The organism is Streptomyces sp. NRRL WC-3618, assembly GCF_001280005.1.
Taxonomy (GTDB): Bacteria; Actinomycetota; Actinomycetes; order Streptomycetales; family Streptomycetaceae; genus Streptomyces.
On record NZ_LGDW01000319.1, the window covers coordinates 1 to 370 of the forward strand.

Consider the following 370-nt stretch of genomic DNA (forward strand, 5'->3'; position numbering starts at 1 on the left):
GGTGCCGACCTCGCGGGCGACCCGGGTGACCTCGTCGGCGAAGCCGGACAACTGATCCACCATCGTGTTGATGGTGTTCTTCAGCTCCAGAATCTCCCCACGCGCATCCACAGTGATCTTCTGGGAGAGATCCCCCTGAGCCACCGCCGTGGCCACCTGGGCCACATTGCGGACCTGCGCGGTGAGGTTGCCGCCCATGAAGTTCACGGAGTCCGTGAGGTCGCGCCAGGTGCCCTTCACGCCCTTGACGTCCGCCTGTCCGCCGAGCCGCCCCTCGGTGCCGACCTCGCGGGCGACCCGGGTGACCTCGTCGGCGAAGCCGGACAACTGATCCACCATCGTGTTGATGGTGTTCTTCAGCTCCAGAATC

1 protein-coding gene is annotated in these 370 nt (G+C 65.7%); it reads right to left on the reverse strand.

From position 1 onward, the window contains the following. On the reverse strand, window positions 1–370 hold a 370-nt coding region (locus ADL01_RS24285), incomplete at both ends, for a HAMP domain-containing protein (RefSeq protein WP_159049615.1).